Consider the following 16,629-nt stretch of genomic DNA (forward strand, 5'->3'; position numbering starts at 1 on the left):
ATCATCCCGGAATTGAGAAGTCGTTGTGATAAACCACGGACGCCAACTCGACTGTTCCGTCATCACACTCCCAGTAATGAAGATGGAATACCCTATCGATATCGCGACGCTGCGCCTTATCGGAGCCGCGCATCCTTTGTGGATCATTCCCTCCTGATCCAGTACGCAGTGCGTGTACAGCGCGCAGGTTCTCTTGGCTGATGGTTTCTACGATCGATCGTAGAATTTTCATCGGCAATGAGTCGCCTTGGTCCGCGCATACCCGTTGGCATAACTCGCGAAACTCACTCCCAATAACTGGTACATTCACGCCATCCCATTCAATGGCGTCACCTCTTGAGAACGCTTCCTTGTATACGGCTACTCGGACTGCAAGTTCTACCCCGACATTGTCAGACGCCCCGGTCAATATCGAAGACTCATCGAGGCACTCGATCAGGCCATGAAAGTCATCACACACCAGGACATCGCCTTCAAAGAACTCAGGAGGAGTTGGCAAGAACCCAATATCATCTCGCGCGTGCTCAATATCGTGAATCTGAGCCCTGACTTGGACCACTTGCCTAGGGGCTTCCCGCAAGATAAGAGAATGGCCCGCAAGAGGCTGAAAACAGTGTTTTCGAAGCACCGCGATCAACGCGATGCACCGTGCGAGATCTGATTGAAGGCCAGTGTGAGTCGTGAGTCGAATTACATCGGGATCTGTTTCCAGCTGCTCACACAAAATGTCTTTGACCCGGTAATATGTTTCAAAAGACGGAGTGACAGCTAACAGCCGACTGGCAATTCGTGCGACCGTATTGACATCATATTCAACAATGCCGTGGGCATAAAATAGTTCCTTGAGTTGTTCCCTCAACGGGTACAGCCCGTCGGAGAAAAGATATTCAGAAGCCCGCTCGCTCATGTGAATGGCTACCCAAGGCTCATGAAGCAACTTGCTCCAATCTAGTAGCGTGTCCACATATTGGAAAGCATCAACCTTGGCGCAATCAACAGGTGGGACCGCGAGCACTCCTGCGTCGATTGTTACGCTAGGTAGGCTATACATCCCCATCCCTCCGGCCAGCTTTTCGTTTTAGTGCCGCAGCTCTCAGGATTTCTTCGGCCTGCTGTTGTGACTGATCAAAGAAACCTTCCGGCCAGTCTGAGATGGCTCCGTATTCATTAATCACCACCTCCCTAAATGAAGAGCCTTCGGACGGCTTATCCACGAAATAAATCTTGGCTTGGCTGTTCAGTTCCTGCCTGGGTGATGCCGCAGCAATCCGGAAACGAAGCCGGTCGATGAAATACTCGCTGTGGGTTTCAACAATGCACTGCTTGCCACATAGAGCCATCGAAAGAAAAAAGTCGCCGAGCAGGGTCTGGACTTTCGGGTGAAGATGCAGTTCCGGTTGCTCAAACACGAGCGTAGAGTCCGTGTCAGCGAGAAGACACATGACGAGAATTGGCAGAACCTGGCTGACACCGACACCCACATGAGTAAGATCGTGCGTGAAATCCGAATCGGAAAGCCCAACCTTAAGTTCGTGCCCCAGCTTTCCCAGGTCGCGACTTTCAACCGATCTGGCAACCCCCAAATACTGGAGCCAATCGATCACCGCAGCTTCTAGTGTTCGCGTAATGATTTTGCGCTCAACTACAGGGTCTTTAAAACCCGCAGAAGGGATATATCGTATCTTTTTGCTCTTGTGCAACTCAAGAATGGACGCAGTATGCTCACCACGCAAACCGACATCGTGCGGATCAGCCCCGGGTGCGAGAGGGTAGAGCGGCTTTGGAGCATCCCGCAGCGGACCAAGATATTTTAACGATGTAGCGAAGAAAGTATCCAAGTACCGGGTGGCTTCCATAATCAAGCGAGGAGGCCTGGCTTGAACAAAGGAGCGGGATTCCGGATTCGGTGCCAATGATGCCTTCATGGCTGCATGTATGCGATCAAAAAGATCGTCGCACTCGCGCAGCACCTGCTGAACACTCAGACGCACATCGCGTGAAAGGCCACGTAGTCGTGCATACCATTCTCTGAATGTGAGTGTATCTGCCTCGTCTTCAAACAGCGCCTTCTGTCTATACTTTTCCGTGAAGGTATGGTCGAAATCAATGGTACTCTTGAGCAGTTCACGCAAAACCGCGACAACCTGTTCGGAAAGAAGAAGTTCCCTTCCCATGACGCGACGCATGCCAACGGAACGACCGTCGTCTTGGAGTGCCATAGTGAGGGCGCTGGCATCTTCTTCAATGGTGTCAATGGCATAGATGATTCTCTCCGGGAGGAAGTGTCTCAAAACACAGCCAACCGGACTGGCCGAGCGAAAGTCTTCTTTCGCCTCAGCCATCGAGCTTGCGTCCATTTCGACCGCATAGGCCAAACCGGTACGTAGCTGGTCGTCAATTTCGCTTGCGCCATCACCTCCTTCAATCTCTGAAACCGCTTTGGTGGAATGACGAATGGAAATATCAGCTTGTTGGTCAATGTTGTCATCGTCTCTGAATGTACTGGACAAATGAGTCGCAAAGAGCCGAGGCTGAATCTGAAACAGATCACGCTGAGAGCTTGATGAATCAGCATCAAAAAATATCTCGCAAGAGATTTCTCGAAGCTGGTTGAAGCGTGGCCCGTAGTAAACAGAGCCACGAGCAGCGAATTGGGACCGGTGTGAAATTCCCGCATCCTGATCCGGCAGTGGGCGGCATGTGCATTGAATGCTGATTTGATCTGACTCGCCGCCGCTGGATTTTAGATCATCAAACTGACCCAGACTGGCAAGGGCACCATTCAACACGACAGATCGCGAACCAACTTTATGAGCCAACGTCTGAGCTACGAGAAGGATCGATTGAATGAATGTGCTCTTTCCACTGCTGTTTGCGCCCGCAAAGATTGTCAACGGACCGAGTTCCAGTTCGGTTTCTTCGCGTATCGACTTAAAGTTAAACACCTTCCATTTGGAAATCATGGGCTATTCGCCTCCCATTCGTGTTACTGCCTGGTCGTACCACATGAGCAGCTTCGGATCTTCTTCCAGGACGCTGTTGGGGATCTTGTCAGCTACGGCGACGATGACGGCATAGTCGCGTTCCTGCCAGGCTTTCTTGAATCCAGCACGGACAGCCTCCAGGCGGAAGACCTTGAGTTTCTTCTTGGCATCTTTGTAGTCCTCGAACTCCTTGAGCAGCGCCTTCTCGCGCAGCTTCTCCAGGTCGCCGGCTTTGTTGGGGTCGGGTACATACCAACGATCCCGAGCTTTGGCCACCAAGCTCGGATCATCTTTGGGCAGGTTGCGCAGCTCTTTCCAGTTGGTGGAAAGGTAGGCGTGAATCTGCTCGGGTACAGGGCCTTTGCCGTCGTAGCAGAGGAAGTTCTGGTTCAGCAGTTCGCGCAGATCGAGCTGGGCCTCGTTCTTACTCCAGCCGCCGAGCTGCTGCATGAACTGCGGATTGATGTCGGAGAAGGTCTGTGGCTTTTCCTTGATGAGCTGGCGGAGCCACTGGATCGCAGATGCCTCGTCAGAGACGAACATCGAAAGCTGCTGTGGGGCACCCGAGGTCATCTTCTTGCGGTCGTATTCGGCCACCTGAACCGGCAGAAAATACATGCCGTCACGCTCAATGAAGCGCTGCGATAGTCCGACCTGGAACTCCTGGCTGGAGATCGGCACGGGGTAGCCCTTGCGGACATAGAATGCGATCATCTGGTCGAACAGGATGCGAGGGTCGCGCTCGGGGACGAAAAGCATCAACGCGCCCTGTCGCTTGGTGACCGGCAGATACTTCAAGTGCGTGCGGACAAAATCCCATACGCCTTCTTCGGTTTGCGCCTCCTTCTGAAAACGCTCTTCAAAACCACCATTAGGTTTGTATGCTGAGATAACCAAGTCTTGTTTTACTGCAGTTGGTGTAGTTACCGCTTTGAAACTTCCTTTTTTCTTGTCTAAGGCGGACACATTGGCGACGAGAAAACCGGCTTCGAGCAGGGCTGTTTGTATGCTGTTCCAAACACTAGCCTTCGTATTAGAGAACTCTATCGTCATCCATCTTCCTGGTTTTAAAGCACGATATGCCTCAGCAAAGCACTTCTGCATCAGAAGGCGGTAATCATCTAGGCCCTTTCCTTGAGAATCATTCTCAATCGCTTCTTCTTTATTATCTGTTAGTATGCGCAACCAAGTTTCCCAGAGAAATGCCAGCTCTGAATAATAAAGATTTGCGCCAAACGGGGGGTCAATAAATATGTAACTTAGGCTGTCATCAGGGATTGATGGTATCGCCGAACTTGATTGTGTAGACCCAACAAAACTCCCATAAGTCGCGGGATGAGAAATCCCCCGCCTTTGTTTTAAAGCGTTTTTGAGTTGCTTTATAATATTCAGTTCTTTTACGAGTGATGGAACGTAAAGCGTTCCGGACAGTGGCCCACCTCCTGCCCCCCAAACACCGCTCTGGTAAGTAAATCTATAAAGCTTGGTTATCTGAAAGGACACCTTAGTAATTAAGAGGTTAAACTTCGCAGACGGAGACAAAGACTTCAGCTTTGCCAGCGCGTACAGATTCCTCTTAGTGTAAAAATGATGAATATGTGTTAAGCCGGCGGGATCGTTGCGTCTTGTTTCTTTTCCAAAACTCATTCTTTCGGATGGAAACCAATACGGGACTTTGAGGGCCTCTAGCTTCTTAAGTGTATCTATATCATATTGATCCGGGACTTTTTCGTGGCGTGACGATCCTACCGAATAATTAATCAACACGGATACTTGCTTTGCTTGCTTCTGTGTCTGATTTATAATGGGATCGAAAACTGTTGTCCAAGCCCTGTCAAGACTTCTCTTGGTAAGACGTGAATTGCAATGAGGACAGGGAAACTCGTCCTTTACCTTTCCGGCTTCTTTCTCGACAGCAGCATTCCAAAAAACAACTTCTTCTGAGCACTCTTGGCACACAAAAACGTCTGACCAAACAGTATAGTTAATAGTTCCAAGGCGCCCATCTGAATGTTTGGTTGTGTACATCCATGAGCATTCGGTTTCAATCTCTTTGAGGATGCGACTTGCCGTCTTTTCAAAGGAACTTATATTTATTGGCGTATTATAATTATAGGTAACAAATGTTCCGGCTGGAGATAAATCATTTAGGGCAGCTCTCCTGATGCCGATGTGAGAAAATGGAACCCACTTTGTTATTCCATTGTCATCAATCTCCTCGCGTAAAATCGAACCATCTTGCTTAACTTGATATCCAAGGGCAATAACAGCATCACGGTCGCCACACATTTGAGCGGCGACTCCTGTCATACCGGTTCCGCAAAAGCCATCAAATACGATATCTCCAGGTTCCGTGTAATGGAGGATGTAACGCATTATTGCCTTGTGCGGCACCTTTGTTGGGTATGGATGGTATTTGTATATTGGATCGTATTTTCCTTCGCTAACATCCGCTGCAAATGGCTCACGATGATAACTGTAGCCATCTGGTTGTCCAGGCTTTAAAGCCTCCCACTCAGCAATAAAGTGACCGATCCAAGGGTTCGGGCAGGCGGTGTAATACGGCGGATCGCTCAGATTCAGGATGTCCTCGTCGCTGCCGATGGGAAAGCCTTCAATCTTGCGGAACTCCGGGTCCTGCAGGTTCTTGCGCAGCTCTTCCGTAAAGTGAGCGCGGCGGGCCTCGTCATTCTCGAAGGTCATGCCGAGACAAGTCACCGGGCCGGAGGGCTTCTGCGGCTCTTCAAGCAGCGAGTCGAACAAACTGTTTTCTTTCATCTTCATAGTCCTTGACTTTCGTCTTGTTTCTCAGCTTAGTCACTCTTATTCCATGACGATCCGCACCTTGGCCGGGTCCTTGCCCTTGGTGAGCTGATCGATGTACTCCTCAAAGCGTTTCTTCATCTCCGCCGGGGTGGCCGGACCGTCGGTGACCTGCAGGGCATGCTGCAGCTCCTGCGCATTGACGGTGACCTTGAGCAGGCCGGAGAGCACTTCCTTCAGGGCATGGACAAAGTTGCTGTCCAGCGGCACCGGCAGTTCCTTCGACTTGATGAAGGCTTCCAGGGGGTCGCGGTCGTCGATCTTCAAAAGATCCATGTTGGCCTGGGTGATCGGGTCCTCTAGGTTGCTGAGGATGGTGGAGGTCCAGGCCGCCACCATGGCGTCGAGCTGGGTGTCCATCTGGTCGATCATCTGCGAGCATGCCACCGCGCCGGTTTCCACCGATGGCCGGAACCCGCAATGCGGGCAGATCGGCGAGGCATCGAGGTTTTGCTCGGTCAGGGCGAAGCAGCTCTTCAGTCCGGCCAGGCGGTTCTGGTAGTCGGTGAGCTGCTGCCGGGGCATCAGGTCGATACCGGCCAGTTTGAGCAGGGTTTGCAGGCGCTGATCGTTGAGCAATCCTGCCTTGCGCTTGTCGTCGTTCACTCCCAGCCGGGCCTTGGTGTGCAAGCCGATATAAATGACAGTGTAATCCTTTTTCATCTTCTGCAGCTTGGTCCCGATGCTTTGGGACAGGCTGGCCAACTCGGTCAGGTTGGCATGTTTGAGGGCATCCAGTACATCTTTCCTGGTGGCCTTCATCCGATCTACCCAGTGATGGTCCACAGGCAGCACTGCGTCGGCAGTGGAGAGCCAGGATGCCGTCGGGCCGTGGTCTATGATGAACTCGCGCAGGGCGTCCAGTTCGTTCAGGGCCTTCAAGGCTTTTTCGTGGGCTAGCACTTCGGGGGCGCTATGGCGGAAGTTTTTCAGCTTTCCCGGAGAGGAGTAGGCCTGGAGCGATTCAAAGAAACTCTTGGCTTCATCCAATCCGCTGGCCTGATTGGCCAGATCGGTGCCTGCAAGCAGATCCAGCCCCCAGAAGGAAAGACCTTCGCGGAGGGTCTGCTGGGTCATGATGATTCGCTTGATGGCCTTACCCACATTTTGCTGTAACTGCTGGACTGGTTCATCGCTTCCCTGAGTCACCAGTTGTGCATTCCCAGGAGGCATCCCGAGCAGTCCAAACAGCGCCTTGAGTGCGGGCAGGTTCCATTCCTTGGGCTGCTCCAGGTGTTTAAAGCGAACTAACTCGTCCATGCCGGTTGCGGCGAGCTGCTGCAGCCCGGTGGCGTCGAACTTCTTGCCTGGAATAGAGAGCACGATGTCGCCGGAGTAGACGAGGGCAGCCACTAAGACGGTGACCCATTCTGGCTCCAGGCGTGAACCGCCCGGGTTCATGTACTCAAGACCGTGGTCCTCCTGGATGATCTCGCTGCGATTGACCACCTGGCCATGCCCCTTGGTCTTGACCGCATCGAGGATGTACTTGGTGTACTTTGACGTGTAGAGAGCGATCTTCTCGCCATCGAGCAATTCCAAGGCGTCCAGCACGGCGGTGGCCTGTTTAGTGCGATTCTGTCCGGCAATTGACCGCAGCGCGTCCTGCGCAGCCTGGGCACGATTATTGCCGGTAATCAAGACAGTGAAGACAGGATATTCCGGGGCCTGATTCTCGAAATTCGGTGCGAGACAGACACCGGCGATGGTGTTGACCAGATCGCGAAAGTTGATGGTTTCGTGCGGCGACAAGCCCGACAGGTCGCGGATTGATTTGCCCTTGGCCCATTCGACCATGGACTTGGCACGACCCTGATAGGTGATCTCGAAGGCATCGGTCATGTGCTTCTGCAACCACTGCACTAGCTTTTTGAGGAAGCCGTTGGCCTTTGACTCATAGGTGGCCTTAGCGTGACCCGATGAGGTGGCTGCAAGGTCCAGTGCCGCCGCGTAGCTTTTCAGGGCGGTTTGGAATTCCTCGTCGGTGCCCTTCAGGCGGAAGAAGACCTCGTCACTTGCCTTGTCGTTTTTGAAACGCGGCGGATCGTTGGGCTGGATGAAGTAGAGGTAAAAGTCCCGCTGTGGCACGGCGGTCGAGCGCTCGTTGGGAGCACCGAAAAAGAGGTAGCCGGTCCGGGCGGCCTTATGCTCCTGCCAGACCAATTCGTGCTGCCAGATCTTGTAGCCGGTCACATAAGTGGCATCCTGGCATTCCATCACCCGCTTGAGCGCCTCGTAATAAAAGCGGTCGAGCTGAGACTCGCCAAGACTTTCGGCTCGATTGTCGATCAGGGCGTCGAAGTCGTCGGTCTTCTTCAGATCGAGATAGAACTGGCGGTTCTCCTTGTTCTCCGAGATGAATTGACCGCTGACTGCGTTATGAATCTTGCGTAATACGGTCTCAACGTGTGTCTGTAAATCCTTATCCGGCTCATCGCTCCCCATCTCCGCAATTAATGGCTCAAACAAACAAAGTCGATCACGCAGCTCTTCGGGCGATGCACCAATTGGCGAATAGATGTCACCGGTGGTGAGGCGGTGGACGGACAGCGCATGGATCAGGCGCAGCGCCATGGGCTTATAGTTCTGCGGCGTAAGCGCGTTTTCGATGCGGGATTCCAGTACCTGGCTGCAATCGATGACCGCCCGGATCTCGGGAATGGCGCGGAAGGAAGCGTTTTGTTTGAGCGTATTCCAGTAGCTATCGAAAGCGATGAGGCCGGGTTCATCCTGCGGCACGTCCTTGCCCAGGATGCCTTTCATGCCCATGGAAAGGGTTTTGAGCACTTCACGTTTTTCAACCACGGTAACCCGCTCGAAAGTGTCGATGTAATCGGGATGTATCGGGAATAGCCGGACGAACTCATCTATGCGCTCGTTTAAGCTGCCGTAATATTTGGCAAAGGGTACCAGATAATCGCGGATCTTGGCCTGCTGTTCGGCGGTCTTCTTGAGCAGACGTTCGGCCACGACGAACTTCACATCACTGCGGGCGATGAGGATTTGTTCAAAACGGTCCTTCACCCGGCGGATGCTGTCAGCGACAAAGGCGAAACGCGGACTGTCGAAGATGGCCTCCTGGACACCGGCCATGAAGCGGAAACGCAGATCCTTGCAGACCTCGCCGACCTCGCGGAGGAAGTTGAGGTCGAGGATTAGCTCCTGATCCTTGCGTGTGCGCAGGTAATCTAGCAATTCATCTACCACCAGCAGCAAGCCATATTCGGGGAAAGCCTGCCCGAATTTCTCCATCATGTCTTCGAAGGCCCGCTTGTGGCTTGTGATGGCTCCGGCTTCGGGGAACACGTACTCTACGCCAAGTTTTTCGAGACTCTCTTCTAGCTCAGCTACCAGGATGTCGCGCAGGGACATGGTGGTGGCTCCGATTTCGGTACGGATAACCTTGAACCGCCCGGCAATCTGAGAGGCAGCATCGCGGACACCGGCGTGGTTCAGTCCGTCCAACAGGGATGCGTCTGCGGCAAGACAGGAGACCACCGACATCAAGTGTGATTTACCGGTACCGTAATTGCCCACCACCAGCAGCCCTTTGTTATCGGCTGGCTGATCGAACTGCATCTGAGGGATGACAAGCTGCACAAGCCGTTCAGCCATTTCTTCGGAAATGACATAGGTGTTCACAAGGTGATGCGCGGCACTCGATTTGTCCGCGTCACGCAACTGAACGACCGACTCAATTGGGTCGAATTGGATAAGGTCTCCGTATTTCATGCTTGTCCTGGCTCTCTGTTGTGTTTTTTCGAATCGACGGTGTCCGTGCCATCTATTTCCACGATCAACGCATCTACTGAGTCGTAGTTGCGGTATTCGGGATGACTGCTTTCGGCATATAAAAGCTTGTCCCCGATGTAGCTTCCGCTCCACGAAGCAACCACAACTCGATTTCTGGAGAGGCCTTGTAACAACCGTAAGGGATCCTGTTGAAGATCCTTGCCGAATAGTATTTCGATGTTGTCCAGCAGCAACGGCGCGTGAGCTTTGTCCGCGATCTGATCGAGGATGCCCGGCAACCGAAGTGACCGCTGTTTTGTCGTCAACTCAAGCAGTTTGTTTGAAAGCGCCAGATTGACGTTGATGACGGATGTCCCGAGCTGCTCGGCAACATCCCGAAGAACCCCGGTCTTGCCGGAACGGGTTTCACCCACGAGTAGCACGAGGCGATGGTACAACCCTTCGGCGGATTGCAGAGAATGCAATACTTTGTCGTAAGCGGGCTGAGATGTTCGGTCGGCCATTGTTGTCCATTGCATATTTGAATCAAAAGTCACAGGATCGTTGTCGTCTATACTATTTCATTGGCTTGGTCATTAGTCAGGTCTCGCTCTGTCATTGCCGGTGTTCCTCTAGGTTCCTCTAGGACGTACCGCCAGCCCTTGCTGGTGCGTTCGGCCTGGATGTAGTGGCCGCGTTCACGAAGGGCGGCAACGATTCTGGAAATCGTTGGGACGGAAACCCCGATTTCGTCCGCCAGCGCTGGCGTCGAATATTCGCCCGTTTCGATCAGTTGCAGGACGGTCTCGATACGCTGGTGAATTTCGATGGTCTGGTGATAGCGCATGCGCAAGGTCTCCAAAGTGTGGCTGGTACTGGTCTATCCGCGCGTGATAGACTTGTCAAGGATGGGCAGGGCCGAATGGCGGCCATTCCGATTGTTACCAGCCATCGCAGGAGAGCGCAACAAGCAATGCGAGATAGGCGTTTTCCCGTGGAAAACAGCGGATTTCCCCGGGAAATCCAGCCTATGCTGTGCATAGGGAAGACGCCTGAACATTTTTGATTACTTTTCTTGCGCAGAATTCCGCCTTTTCACTCTTCAGCTTTCATGCAGTATTCTGACGGTGTTTCGGGAGACTTCTGACAGCATCATAACGCCTGATGATGCTTTTCTGCTGGCGGCTCACAAGACTCGCCGTTTCAGGGACTGCGGCAGCCGAATCCGACCTGTTGCCGGATTCGGAATCGTTGGCTGATCCACTACATGAGATCGTTATTTCGGAGAGGTTGTCACTCCGTTGCTGAACGTTCTCATGATGCACGAATGCCGTATCGCGAGTGGGGCGTTTGCGGTGTTCAGAGCCGAGCTATTTATAGCTCGTTCTCGACAGTCGGCATCGGCAGATGCACCTGTATAAAGTTGCCCTCCGGAATTGGTTTGCTGCTGATGAGATAACCAACCCGGTTGACGCGATGAAAGCCGCTTACCAAGTACATGTCGCCATCATCGCCATCGATGAGCGTCCAGACAAACCGGATGTCCTGTCCTCGGACAAATTCCAGTTCCTCACCGTAGGTTTCAAAGAGGCATCCGGGGCCATCACCGATAGTCCAGCTTGCTTGGGGATTCAGATGATTCGGGACCAGCGGGAACCATTGGTCGAATTCGTCTTCGGTGATCTCGATGATGTGATCGCTCATACATTCCTCCCTGTCGCCTCATAAATGACAGCAAGTCCTTCCCGGTAGATGTCACCTTCCTCGCCTGGATGCTCGTCATAGTCGGCAAGTATCCGCAGGCAATGGTTCAGTGCTGTAAGCAGTCGCGGTGCCGAGGCCATCAGTTGCAACTGGTGGACAAGGTCAGGAACATCGTCGCTTTCCGCTTCGGGGAGCCAACAGGTCTGGCATTCTCGGCTGCTGACGATCGGTTCGTCATTGCAATCGACGATGATGCCGAAATCCTCGGTGCCATCGCGATCAAACCAGAGGTTCCACGGAGCGTAAAATATGTTTGCAGTGCTTGTCATGGTGCGACTCCTTTCGCTGTGATGTGGCAGACCGCTTACGCGAAGCGGTCGCCATAGATTGCGTCGTCAAAACACTCGTCATCGAAACGGCTGGACGGCGGACCGACGAGGTCGCGTATTTCGTCCGGGTTCCAGTCGAGGAAGTCGGTCGAGTCACACAGAGGTAGATCGAGGATGGTAGGCATGGCATTCTCCTTGTCTTTACGTTTCAGGCCACTCCATGCGGCCTTCTGGGGGCAAAGACAAGCCGACCATAAGTCAGCGGCGTTTACGCGAACCTGCAAGCGAAAGGCCGAAGGCTTCCACCGGAAAGCGGCCTTGGCAGCTTGCAGGCGATGATGGGCGGCTTAAAGCCCCCGCAAGAAGAAGACCGCAGGTGGCCGGTAATGGAAAGCTGGTAGAGAAGATGCGACAGCCGCATCATTCCGGTCGTTTGAGAATCGACGGCGAAATCATCACGGAAGCGGCACAACGCAAGCTACCGGTCTCGACGGTTCCTCGCTGCCAGTTCCTGTTCGTAATACGCATAGGCCCGGCGGCGGGTGGCTTCCTGGTCAGGTGGCCCACCTTCACATACGGCCTGATCGATGAAGGCGGCGAAGGCGCAGCCATGGAACAGATCGTCCCAGAAGTCATCATCATGCATGAGGGTCATGCCTCCCCGTTTGTGCCAGCGACGAATACCGCCAGATCAACCCAGATCACCATAGAAGCAACCGTCCCATTGGATCAGGTCGGCGGCGAAGATGAACTTTGGCGAGCGCGCGGATTCGGCCATGATGTCACCCCCCTTTACTTGGAGTGAGTGGACGGCGTTCCTGGATGCCATTGGGCAGGATTTCCTTTACCCATGGTCGCTGCTCAAGATCAGAGAACAGCAGGAACGCACGGCGTTCGGCTTGCTCACCATCCTGGGAGGTGATGTCGATATCGACGCTGATGCGGAAATGTTTCATGGTTAGCTCCTTTTGGTTTGTGGTTTTTCAAAGATCATGCAGGTGTCGTGCAGTCCGGGAATGAAAGACGAGCGATAGACTTTCTTGCTGCTGCTGGCTCCGTGGCTGAACCGGATGATGTCGGTACAGTGCTGGCTCAGGCCTGCCGCAAAGGCGAGACGCTTTGTGTGATGGGTCAGCGGGACATAACCTTCATCACGGTCGCTATAGTCGCCCATCAGGATGGCCAGCTTGCCATTGGGGGTTAGGGCATTGGCACAATTGCGAATGAACTGGCCATAGCGGCGGAGAAAATGCTCCAGTGTGGGTGAGCGTGACAAATCCCGTGGATCGTCGGCATAGAGCTTCATCCGCCAGTAGGCCGGATGTGCCCAGATGAAGTCAAAGCTGTCCGGGCCTGGAAACTCTGCCGGGTCACACGCATCGAAACCCGTATGAATGTCGAACGACATGCAGGGGATACCGATTTCATCGCAAACGTCTCGGCAGGTGCCCGAACCCGTCATGGGGTCAAACACCATACCGGGCTTGAAATAGCTGAGCAGGTCTTTGATCAGATTGCCGCCACAATTGCCTGGATAGCTGCGATCACCATAGTCTCCGGCACGATGGAAGTGATAGAGGCTGGTTAGGTGCGGAACGGGACTTCCGTTGCGTGGAGCGAGTGGCAGCCTGGCAAAAACGGCCTGGTCACACGCCTCGTCCAAGAGACTCTTTGGCCTCGTTGCATTCCGTTTTCCCATGCGGCGTGCATAGAAGGGATTGATTACTCCGTGCTGTGATGTGTGCTGATTCATTGATTGATTCCTTTCAGTGTTGTTAAATATGTGCATCGACGATGACAATGTTGTGGTTCGGATACTGAGTCAGTAACTCGGTGGCATCGCTTTCCCAGTCCTCATTTTCGGTGATGAGAACGGCCAACCAACCCATTCGGCCATGTTCATGCCACTGCCCATGTGGAGTGATGATGGCGTGGGGAATCTTGTTCCTGGCAATTGCTACCTCTGTCAGAGCCGTGTTCGCAGTAAGCGATTCATGCGTCGCTTTTTGGTCGTTGATCCAACCGTCCCAACGGCCGCCGATGACATACCAGTCCCACTTGCTGTCCGGGTTGTACGTTGAAATCGGTTCGCCTGATTCGTTGAAACGATCGTGGTACTTTAGATACTCAGCGTACTTTTCCTGAGGCGTCATCTCTCGAAGCGTGGTGAGTTGCTGGCGACATTTTTCGATGTCGTAGTAAGATTCCTTGCGGCTGATGATCTGTTCCAACCGGTGGATGGACTGTGCGATGTCCAGTGCCGCCTGCTTCAGCGAGTAGCAGACGTAAGGTGCTGCGTCCGAATGCTCGAAGTACGGTTCCATCAGGTTGGCGATATGAGAAATGGGATCGGCAACGTCGATTGGAAGAATGATACCTATGGCGAAATGGGTCATGTTTGCCTCCTACGCTGCGTGATTGTTATGAAAGCGAAGCTCGGCAAATTCGCGTTCCAGATCGTCGTAATGCGGATCGAACTCGATGCTCCAACTGTTTTCGAGGATGTTTGCCAGTTCAAGCATGCGGACGCGGGCGTGGAGTGATGAAGAGTGTGTCATGGGAAGATTCCTTATCTGGTTGACCGGACGGGCCTGATTGCCCGCCCGGCATGAGATTGTGCGGTTAGTCCTTCTTCTCGGTTGCGATGCGAAGGGTGATGCGGCCATCGAGCGGCACGCATTCGATCTGGATGTTGAAGCCTTTGCCGTCGCCATGTGGCCAGACGCTGCCAATGCGGGTCCAGATGCCTTTGGCCCCTTCGCGATCACGCACCTGGTAGGCGACGTGGCTTGGACCTTTACTGGCGGAATCGGATTTCTTGTCAGTCATGTGGGATTTCCTTTCGATTTAGTGCTGGCTGCGACCATCGCGGCCTGATGACACCCTCAGGAAAGCCGGACCAGTTCGTGGCGAAGCGAGCGTTTGCGAACCGGGCAAGTAGAAAATTGGGGGAGACCTTCAGGGGGAGCCGATTTTCTGCTTGAGCGGCACGACGACGGCTTTAGGCGTGTCCATCAGAAAGGCCGTGTGTTGCGACCAGATAACGATGTGACGGAAACCAACTGGCAGGCAACCGGATGAAACCTGCTGGTAATGGCCAGAAATAGCCGAGAGGAACGATGGGAATCGCAGGAGGTGGGAAGAGGCACCTGTCTTAAACGTAATGCCAGCAGATGGCGATGATCGGTAAATGTGATGCAAAAGAGACTGGAGGAATAGCCGTTCGGCTGTGAAACCCCTTTAGGTGTTCGTGGGGTTTTCGGGGGCAGGCCCCGTCAAGGCCATGTCAGCGAGTGACTGGCCCGGATACGGTGAGCTTCCTCACCTGTGATGCATCACTCCAGTGGATCGCCATCGCCATACGGCTTTTTGGCAGAGCGGGAGCCTCGATAGGGCTTGGCGGTTGGATAACTTCGCCGTTCCGGCTTCGACTTCTTGGCAGGACCGACCCGCCGGACATTGATCGCTGCTGCGTCCAGCGTGTTCTTGATATGTGCAGCGTAGAATCTTTCGATCATCTCGACGCTGGTGCGGCAGTTCTTGGCGACCTGATAGATATCGGCCCCTTCCATCAGACGCATGCAGATGTACGTGTGCCTGAGACTATAGGCAGTTCGACGGTGACCGTCGCGGGTGAGTTTCAGGTCTTCACGTTCAAGCAGGTTGTTGAACAGCTTAATGTGATTGCCGGGGAACACCGGGTCGGTAGGCTGCGGATAGATGATCTCGTTCTGATCCAGGGGTTCGCCTCGCAGGGAACGGCGGCGTCTTGCCCGCTTCCCTTGCGGTAGGCCGGGCAGCGGTCGGGCCAGCAGTCGCTGATACGGCTTGACGGCACCCGGCATACTCTTGCAGTAGCCAACGCCCCGTTTGCCGCGAACTTCGATTTCAAGAATGCGCTGGCCTGTTGCATCGTCAATCACAATGGCGATATCGCGATGCTGAAGATTCTTGGCTTCATCAGGCCTGAGGCCCGTATTGGCCATGAACAGCACGTAATCATGCACCTGCTCGGCGTTCCATTTGTGGTGCGCGTTAAATGGTTCGGCGGCGTATGCACGCGTGGCTTCGTAGAGTTGTTTGTATTCGGCGGGGCTGAACCATGGCCGGTGAACGATCTTCCCCTGAGTCCGGTACGGAGGGGATAGATCAGGCAGGTGCGAGAGCCAGCCATGGCGTATCGCGGTTTTAAGAACCTGCCGCAGCGTCACGATCTCATCGTGAAGCGTACTGCGTGCCGGGCGTTTTGCCTCACCGGTCTTGGGATCGACGCGGGATGACATGCGATGCACGCGGAATTCCTGCACCTTGCTCGACGTTACCTCGCTGATGCGAAGATGGCCAAAGAACGGGACCAGATGGAGTCGCAGGCGAATCTTGTGTCCTTCCACCCAACGTGGACTTCGCTGTCCTTCGGTGATGATTTCATATTCCGTCATAAACTGGCTTGCGACGGCTTCAAACGTCTTGCCCGTTTTCAGGATACCGGCGTGGTTCTTCCCATGCAGCGTGAGCAGCCAATCGGCGGCGAATTGTCTTGCAAGGTCAAGGCTGGTCTCTCCGGTGCTCACGCGAAACTGCGTACTACCGACAGATGCCGAGCATTGCCAGACCTTCCCCTCGCCTCGCCTGTAAATATTGACCTTTCCGCCTTGAACGATATGTGATGGCATGCATCCTACTTGTGCTAATTGCGTACAAGTTTGATTTTACCACCATTTCAAACACATAGCTATTATTTGTGCAAATGTGTGCTAGGGATGTGCTAGGCGAAAAACCCTTATTTTTGACATTTGGGCAAGCTTCGGAAATCTGCAACCGACTGGTTTTGTTCCGTTATTTTGGTTGCGGGGGCAGGATTTGAACCTGCGGCCTTCAGGTTATGAGCCTGATTGTAATTTGCACAACCGCTTGATGTTTATATGTGTTTTTCGTCCGTGACCTGTGTTGTGCTAATTTATGTGCTAAATCACATCGGCATAACGCCTTTTCAACAGCTTGTCACCTTTTGCCCCCCCCTCTCCTCACATTCGTTACCCATGCTTTGCCTCTCTCCA

Annotated in this window: 16 protein-coding genes; 1 reads left to right on the plus strand and 15 read right to left on the minus strand. The window is 53.5% G+C overall.

Annotated elements, in window-relative coordinates:
* Position 1: 1 nt before the first annotated feature.
* The 9 genes from SH527x_RS07075 to SH527x_RS07115 all read right to left on the minus strand — a co-directional run bounded on the left by SH527x_RS07075 (position 2) and on the right by SH527x_RS07115 (position 11,757).
* Positions 2-1,051 (minus strand): hypothetical protein, encoded by a 1,050-nt coding sequence (locus SH527x_RS07075; protein WP_437193952.1) that lies wholly within the window; start codon positions 1,049-1,051, stop codon positions 2-4.
* Positions 1,044-2,963 (minus strand): DUF3696 domain-containing protein, encoded by a 1,920-nt coding sequence (locus SH527x_RS07080; RefSeq protein ID WP_437193953.1) that lies wholly within the window; start codon positions 2,961-2,963, stop codon positions 1,044-1,046. Before SH527x_RS07080 ends, SH527x_RS07075 begins: the two co-directional genes overlap by 8 nt.
* 3 nt (positions 2,964-2,966) lie before the next feature.
* Positions 2,967-5,762 carry a DNA methyltransferase gene (locus SH527x_RS07085; protein ID WP_437194601.1) on the minus strand — a complete coding sequence of 932 codons (2,796 nt, stop codon included), beginning with the start codon at positions 5,760-5,762 and terminating at the stop codon, positions 2,967-2,969.
* 45 nt (positions 5,763-5,807) lie between these two features.
* Positions 5,808-9,539 carry a DUF6079 family protein gene (locus tag SH527x_RS07090; protein WP_437193954.1) on the minus strand — a complete coding sequence of 1,244 codons (3,732 nt, stop codon included), beginning with the start codon at positions 9,537-9,539 and terminating at the stop codon, positions 5,808-5,810.
* Entirely contained in the window at positions 9,536-10,063 is a 528-nt protein-coding gene (gene brxF, locus SH527x_RS07095) for a BREX-3 system P-loop-containing protein BrxF (RefSeq protein WP_437193955.1), read from the minus strand. Before brxF ends, SH527x_RS07090 begins: the two co-directional genes overlap by 4 nt.
* A 47-nt stretch (positions 10,064-10,110) precedes the next feature.
* On the minus strand, positions 10,111-10,386 hold the full coding sequence (locus SH527x_RS07100) for an HTH domain-containing protein (RefSeq protein ID WP_437193956.1): 276 nt from the start codon (positions 10,384-10,386) through the stop codon (positions 10,111-10,113).
* Positions 10,387-10,913: 527 nt separating this feature from the next.
* Complete coding sequence (locus tag SH527x_RS07105) at positions 10,914-11,243, minus strand: hypothetical protein (RefSeq protein ID WP_437193957.1); 330 nt, start codon at positions 11,241-11,243, stop codon at positions 10,914-10,916.
* Entirely contained in the window at positions 11,240-11,572 is a 333-nt protein-coding gene (locus tag SH527x_RS07110; protein ID WP_437193958.1) for a hypothetical protein, read from the minus strand. The genes SH527x_RS07105 and SH527x_RS07110 overlap by 4 nt, the downstream gene beginning before the upstream one ends.
* 35 nt (positions 11,573-11,607) lie before the next feature.
* Positions 11,608-11,757: a hypothetical protein gene (locus tag SH527x_RS07115; RefSeq protein ID WP_437193959.1), complete on the minus strand. Its 150-nt coding sequence runs from the start codon at positions 11,755-11,757 to the stop codon at positions 11,608-11,610.
* Positions 11,758-11,948: 191 nt separating this feature from the next.
* Here SH527x_RS07115 and SH527x_RS07120 point away from each other — a divergent pair, with 191 nt between their 5' ends.
* Positions 11,949-12,377, plus strand: coding sequence for a hypothetical protein (locus SH527x_RS07120; protein ID WP_437193960.1), 429 nt, complete (start codon positions 11,949-11,951; stop codon positions 12,375-12,377).
* On the opposite strand, the gene SH527x_RS07125 is transcribed toward SH527x_RS07120, so the two are convergent.
* The 6 genes from SH527x_RS07125 to SH527x_RS07150 all read right to left on the minus strand — a co-directional run bounded on the left by SH527x_RS07125 (position 12,355) and on the right by SH527x_RS07150 (position 16,245).
* Positions 12,355-12,528 carry a hypothetical protein gene (locus tag SH527x_RS07125; protein WP_437193961.1) on the minus strand — a complete coding sequence of 58 codons (174 nt, stop codon included), beginning with the start codon at positions 12,526-12,528 and terminating at the stop codon, positions 12,355-12,357. The two genes, SH527x_RS07120 and SH527x_RS07125, sit on opposite strands and share 23 nt — an antisense overlap.
* A 2-nt stretch (positions 12,529-12,530) precedes the next feature.
* Complete coding sequence (locus SH527x_RS07130; RefSeq protein WP_437193962.1) at positions 12,531-13,325, minus strand: hypothetical protein; 795 nt, start codon at positions 13,323-13,325, stop codon at positions 12,531-12,533.
* A gap of 22 nt (positions 13,326-13,347) precedes the next feature.
* The gene (locus SH527x_RS07135; protein WP_437193963.1) at positions 13,348-13,968 is read right to left on the minus strand and encodes a hypothetical protein; all 621 of its coding nucleotides are present in this window, start codon (positions 13,966-13,968) and stop codon (positions 13,348-13,350) included.
* 9 nt (positions 13,969-13,977) lie between these two features.
* Complete coding sequence (locus SH527x_RS07140; RefSeq protein WP_437193964.1) at positions 13,978-14,130, minus strand: hypothetical protein; 153 nt, start codon at positions 14,128-14,130, stop codon at positions 13,978-13,980.
* Positions 14,131-14,194: 64 nt separating this feature from the next.
* Positions 14,195-14,401, minus strand: coding sequence for a hypothetical protein (locus SH527x_RS07145; protein ID WP_437193965.1), 207 nt, complete (start codon positions 14,399-14,401; stop codon positions 14,195-14,197).
* A gap of 506 nt (positions 14,402-14,907) precedes the next feature.
* Complete coding sequence (locus SH527x_RS07150; protein ID WP_437193966.1) at positions 14,908-16,245, minus strand: tyrosine-type recombinase/integrase; 1,338 nt, start codon at positions 16,243-16,245, stop codon at positions 14,908-14,910.
* Between the last annotated feature and the right edge of the window lie 384 nt (positions 16,246-16,629).

This window comes from Planctomicrobium limosum (assembly GCF_051465645.1).
GTDB lineage: Bacteria > Planctomycetota > Planctomycetia > Planctomycetales > Planctomycetaceae > Planctomicrobium.

Excerpts from the sequence above, each read along its gene's own strand:
- SH527x_RS07115 (WP_437193959.1), bottom strand. The coding sequence starts at position 11,757 with ATGCCTACCATCCTCGATCTACCTCTGTGTGACTCGACCGACTTCCTC.
- SH527x_RS07100 (WP_437193956.1), bottom strand. The coding sequence starts at position 10,386 with ATGCGCTATCACCAGACCATCGAAATTCACCAGCGTATCGAGACCGTC.
- SH527x_RS07130 (WP_437193962.1), bottom strand. The coding sequence starts at position 13,325 with ATGAATCAGCACACATCACAGCACGGAGTAATCAATCCCTTCTATGCA.
- SH527x_RS07080 (WP_437193953.1), bottom strand. The coding sequence starts at position 2,963 with ATGATTTCCAAATGGAAGGTGTTTAACTTTAAGTCGATACGCGAAGAA.
- SH527x_RS07150 (WP_437193966.1), bottom strand. The coding sequence starts at position 16,245 with ATGCCATCACATATCGTTCAAGGCGGAAAGGTCAATATTTACAGGCGA.
- SH527x_RS07075 (WP_437193952.1), bottom strand. The coding sequence starts at position 1,051 with ATGTATAGCCTACCTAGCGTAACAATCGACGCAGGAGTGCTCGCGGTC.
- SH527x_RS07140 (WP_437193964.1), bottom strand. The coding sequence starts at position 14,130 with ATGACACACTCTTCATCACTCCACGCCCGCGTCCGCATGCTTGAACTG.
- SH527x_RS07110 (WP_437193958.1), bottom strand. The coding sequence starts at position 11,572 with ATGACAAGCACTGCAAACATATTTTACGCTCCGTGGAACCTCTGGTTT.
- SH527x_RS07105 (WP_437193957.1), bottom strand. The coding sequence starts at position 11,243 with ATGAGCGATCACATCATCGAGATCACCGAAGACGAATTCGACCAATGG.
- brxF (WP_437193955.1), bottom strand. The coding sequence starts at position 10,063 with ATGGCCGACCGAACATCTCAGCCCGCTTACGACAAAGTATTGCATTCT.
- SH527x_RS07090 (WP_437193954.1), bottom strand. The coding sequence starts at position 9,539 with ATGAAATACGGAGACCTTATCCAATTCGACCCAATTGAGTCGGTCGTT.
- SH527x_RS07085 (WP_437194601.1), bottom strand. The coding sequence starts at position 5,762 with ATGAAAGAAAACAGTTTGTTCGACTCGCTGCTTGAAGAGCCGCAGAAG.
- SH527x_RS07145 (WP_437193965.1), bottom strand. The coding sequence starts at position 14,401 with ATGACTGACAAGAAATCCGATTCCGCCAGTAAAGGTCCAAGCCACGTC.
- SH527x_RS07125 (WP_437193961.1), bottom strand. The coding sequence starts at position 12,528 with ATGAAACATTTCCGCATCAGCGTCGATATCGACATCACCTCCCAGGAT.
- SH527x_RS07135 (WP_437193963.1), bottom strand. The coding sequence starts at position 13,968 with ATGACCCATTTCGCCATAGGTATCATTCTTCCAATCGACGTTGCCGAT.